General features: G+C 71.2%; 6 protein-coding genes. 2 read left to right on the top strand and 4 right to left on the bottom strand.

Going from position 1 to position 3,700, the window contains the following annotated elements; all coding sequences use genetic code 11:
* Positions 1–45: 45 nt before the first annotated feature.
* From ACFWV3_RS13165 to ACFWV3_RS13150, 4 genes are all read right to left on the bottom strand, one after another.
* The gene (locus ACFWV3_RS13165) at positions 46–333 is read right to left on the bottom strand and encodes a hypothetical protein (protein ID WP_382411341.1); all 288 of its coding nucleotides are present in this window, start codon (positions 331–333) and stop codon (positions 46–48) included.
* Positions 333–836 (bottom strand): SigE family RNA polymerase sigma factor, encoded by a 504-nt coding sequence (locus ACFWV3_RS13160; protein WP_382411807.1) that lies wholly within the window; start codon positions 834–836, stop codon positions 333–335. The genes ACFWV3_RS13165 and ACFWV3_RS13160 overlap by 1 nt, the downstream gene beginning before the upstream one ends.
* Positions 837–841: 5 nt before the next feature.
* Positions 842–1,012: a hypothetical protein gene (locus tag ACFWV3_RS13155; protein WP_382411340.1), complete on the bottom strand. Its 171-nt coding sequence runs from the start codon at positions 1,010–1,012 to the stop codon at positions 842–844.
* Positions 1,013–1,221: 209 nt separating this feature from the next.
* A complete protein-coding gene (locus ACFWV3_RS13150; protein ID WP_382411339.1) occupies positions 1,222–1,392 on the bottom strand; it encodes a hypothetical protein in 171 nt (56 codons plus the stop codon).
* Positions 1,393–1,688: 296 nt separating this feature from the next.
* Here ACFWV3_RS13150 and ACFWV3_RS13145 point away from each other — a divergent pair, with 296 nt between their 5' ends.
* Entirely contained in the window at positions 1,689–1,859 is a 171-nt protein-coding gene (locus ACFWV3_RS13145) for a hypothetical protein (protein WP_382411338.1), read from the top strand.
* Between the two features lie 39 nt (positions 1,860–1,898).
* Positions 1,899–3,425 carry a molybdopterin-dependent oxidoreductase gene (locus tag ACFWV3_RS13140; protein ID WP_382411337.1) on the top strand — a complete coding sequence of 509 codons (1,527 nt, stop codon included), beginning with the start codon at positions 1,899–1,901 and terminating at the stop codon, positions 3,423–3,425.
* The last annotated feature ends 275 nt before the right edge of the window (positions 3,426–3,700 follow it).

The raw sequence follows: 3,700 nt of genomic DNA, 5'->3' as shown, positions 1-3,700 counted from the left end.
CGCGCAAAGCCTTGGCCCGTCGGCACGTCGACGGGCCAAGGCCGTTCACCGCGTCGTGGTGACGCCGGTGGGAGTCGTGACCACCTCGCTGTTGGTGGACGAAGGTGGCTGCAGCGAAGGTCCGGGTTCAGCCGGCGCGCTGGGCAGCAGAGCCAGCGCCAGCACCGCGATCCCCGCAGCCGCCACCGCACTGCCCACCACGGCCGCCGTGCGCCGCCTCGACCGCACCGCCCGTCCGCGCAGGATCACCCGCGCCGCCGAGTGCGGTGTCGGCGGCGCCACCTCCCCGCGCAGCACGGAGAAAGCCGCCCGCAGGGTGTCCTCGTGCTCCATCACACCTCCAGCCGGGACTGGTCGAACCCCGGTCCGAGCTTGTGCCGCAACGTCCGCAACCCCTTGCTGCTCTGCGACTTGACCGTGCCGGTCGAACACCCGAGCGCGGCCGCCACGTCGTCCACGCTCAGGTCGTTCCAGTAGCGCAGCACCAGCACCGCGCGCTGCCGGGCAGGCATCGTGGACAGGGCCTCCCACACCACGATCCCGTCCTCCGCGCCCGGCATCGAGTACAGGCTCTCCGGTGGTGCGTCCGTCAGCTTCTCCCTCCGCCACCGCACGCGCCGGCGTTCGGCGAGGAAGGTCCGCACGACGATCTGCTGCAGGTACCCCTCGATGCCCGAGTGGTCGGCGAGCTTCGGTCCCGCCAGGTAGAGCTTGAGAAAAGCCGCCTGCAGCACGTCCTCCGCCTCGTGCCAGTTTCCGCACATCAGGAACGCCGTGAAGCGCATCTGCTCGTGGCACCGGTCGTAGAGCCCGGTGAACTCGGTGTCCCAGTCCAGCGTCCTCACCTTTCGAGCCAGGAGGACGGGGTGCTCCGCCACGTCATGTCGTCGGTCCTGACCACCGTCGGCCGCTGCTCGGGCGGCCGCACGTCGTCCGCCAGGGTGAGCAGGGAGACGACGACCGCGGCGGCGAGCACGAAGGCCGCCACCGCGATCACCTGTCCACTGCGCACCGCTGGTCTCCGAAGGGTCGGCGGCACCTCGGCGAGGTGCCCTCACCCCTTTCAATGCGATCGGCCCCGCATCCGGTTGTCCGCCAAGCCGAAAGTCGTCGAATGTCCACTGAGGACCACCCGGGTGGCCGGCGTCACCGGGCCGTCACGCGGGGTGAGTGGAGCGGGTGAGAGCGGCCGTCAGGTCCCGCGGGCTGACCAGCCCCCCGTCACGCCCGGCGGCACGACGTCGTCCACCGCGCCCACCGTCGTGTCCACCGCGCCACCAGCTCGTCGCCCGCGAGAGCGCGAAGGGGTCCGGCGGGAACGTGCACGACTTCGTAGCCGGTCTCGTCGCGCACGTTCTCCGGTGACGTGGAATCGATTCGTCTCGTGTTCATTCGAACGAGTAGATTCCCCCTGGTGAAGAGGCCTTTGCCTCGGCCACCGGCGCGGGTCTCCTGATGATCGGCTGGCTCCGTTCGGCACCCCGGGACGGCGCCGTGGAGCACAGGCCGGGCGGTCCCGGGCCCCCTCTGCGAGGCGCCCGGGTGGAGCATCCGGCCGGGCGCTTCGTCGCGTTCCGGAGTTGTTGTTGCGCCACAACGGTTTGCGGGAGGGCGAACCTGTCACCTGATCCGGGGGTTTAGGCGTGTCTCGGCAGGTTCCGTGACCTCTCCTGATCACCATTGTCCGCATGACCAGGACGCCGATCTTCGACGAGCTCTACGCCAAGTACGTCACGGGGACACCCGCCAGAGACGTCATGACGCCGCCGGCCCCCGCGCCGCACGAGCCGTGGCAGGACCAGACCGCCTCCTCGTACACGGGCCGTCACCAGACCCCCGAGTGGCCCACCGGCGAGTGAACGGCCAATCCGGCTGTCGGCCCGCTCCGAACTACCGGTGTGAAGGCAACCCGTTCCATCCTCGTCGGTCTGGTGTCGGTGGCCGCGGCCCTGGCGGCAGGACATCTCGTCGCGGGCCTGGTCAGCCCGCTCGCGTCGCCGTTCCTCGCGGTCGGCAACACGGCGATCGACCTGACCCCGCACCCGGTCAAGGACTTCGCGGTCCGCACGTTCGGGGAGAACGACAAGCTGGTGCTCCTCGGGGGCATGGCGGTCGTGCTCGCGGTGCTGGGGGTGGCGGCGGGACTGCTGTCGCGCCGCAGCCCGTGGCCGGGAACCGCCCTGGCCGGTGTGCTCGGCCTGCTCGGGATCGCCGCGGTGCTGGCCAGGCCGACGACGACCGGCTGGTCGGTGGTCGCCCCGGTGGTGAGCCTGGTGGTCGGGGTCGCGGCGTTCCGCCTGCTGTGGTCCCTGGCCGCGGCCCGGCCCGAGACCCCGGCCCCTGCCGAGGGCTCCGGCCGGCGGCGTTTCCTGGTGTCGACCGCGGCGATCGCGGCGGGCGCGGGGGTCGCGGCGGTGGGCGGTCAGCTGCTCGCGGGCCGGGTGGACGTCGAGGCCTCGCGGCGCGGCATCACGCTGCGACCGGGGCAGAAGGCGCCGGAGATCCCGTTCGGTGCCGACTTCTCCCGTGAGGGCACGCCGACGTTCCTGACGCCCAACCCCAAGTTCTACCGGGTCGACACCGCGCTCAGCGTGCCGCGCCTGCGGGCCGAGGACTGGCGGCTGCGGGTGCACGGCATGGTCGACAACGAGATGGTGCTGACCTACGACGACCTGCTGCGGCGGCCGCTGGTGGAGAAGACCATCACGCTCGTCTGCGTCTCCAACGAGGTCGGCGGCCCGTACATCTCCACCTCCAACTTCATCGGCGTCTCCCTGCCCGACCTGCTGCGGGAGGCCGGCGTTCGTCCCGGCGCCGACCAGCTCGCGACGCGCAGCGTGGACGGCTGGACGTGCGGCACCCCGGTCGCCTCGATCATGGCACCGGGGTCGAACGCGATGCTGGCCCTCGGGATGAACGGCGAGCCGTTGCCGCTGGAGCGCGGCTTCCCGGTCCGCATGGTCGTGCCCGGTCTCTACGGGTACGTCTCCGCGACGAAGTGGCTGGTGGACGCCGAGCTCACCACGTTCGACGCGTTCGACCCGTACTGGGCGCAGCGCGGCTGGGGGAAGAAGGCGCCGGTCAAGGTGATGTCGAGGATCGACCGGCCGAAGTCGTTCGAGCGGGTGCCGGCGGGCAGGTTCGTCGTCGCGGGCATCGCCTGGGCCCAGCACACCGGCATCGACCGGGTGGAGGTGCGCGTCGACGGCGGGCCGTGGCAGGACGCGACGCTCGCCACCGAGGTCAACGTCGACACCTGGCGGATGTGGCGCGCCGAGCTGGATCTCAAGGAAGGCAACCACACCGTCGAGTGCCGTGCCACGGACCGCAACGGCCTCACCCAGACCAACGAGCGCGCCGCTCCCATCCCGGACGGCGCCACCGGCTGGCACTCGATGGTGTTCACCTCGGTCGCCGGCTCCTGACTTCTGTCCACCGCGGACTTGCTTCTCCTTGTCGCGCAAGCGGTGAGTAACGGATCCATAACCGCGCCAATCCGCCGCCGTCGAGGCGCCGAAGCACCGGCATCAAGCGCCCCAACCCCTTGGGAGATTCCTCGTCATGAAGAACACCGTCCGCACCACCGTCCTGGCCGTCGGCGCCGTCTCGCTCGCCCTGTTCGGCGCGGCGTGCGGCTCGGGTGACATGGCCAGCAGCGGCTCGTCGAGCACCGCGCCCACGATGTCGACCTCGATGGCGC

The organism is Lentzea sp. NPDC059081, assembly GCF_042738015.1.
Taxonomy (GTDB): domain Bacteria; phylum Actinomycetota; class Actinomycetes; order Mycobacteriales; family Pseudonocardiaceae; genus Lentzea.
Note: the sequence above shows the minus strand (reverse complement) of the source record. Positions and strands in the feature narration are given on the sequence as shown.

Bases quoted from the DNA above. Each gene is read 5' to 3' on its own strand.
- ACFWV3_RS13150 (WP_382411339.1), bottom strand. From the start codon at position 1,392: ATGAACACGAGACGAATCGATTCCACGTCACCGGAGAACGTGCGCGAC.
- ACFWV3_RS13165 (WP_382411341.1), bottom strand. From the start codon at position 333: ATGGAGCACGAGGACACCCTGCGGGCGGCTTTCTCCGTGCTGCGCGGG.
- ACFWV3_RS13145 (WP_382411338.1), top strand. From the start codon at position 1,689: ATGACCAGGACGCCGATCTTCGACGAGCTCTACGCCAAGTACGTCACG.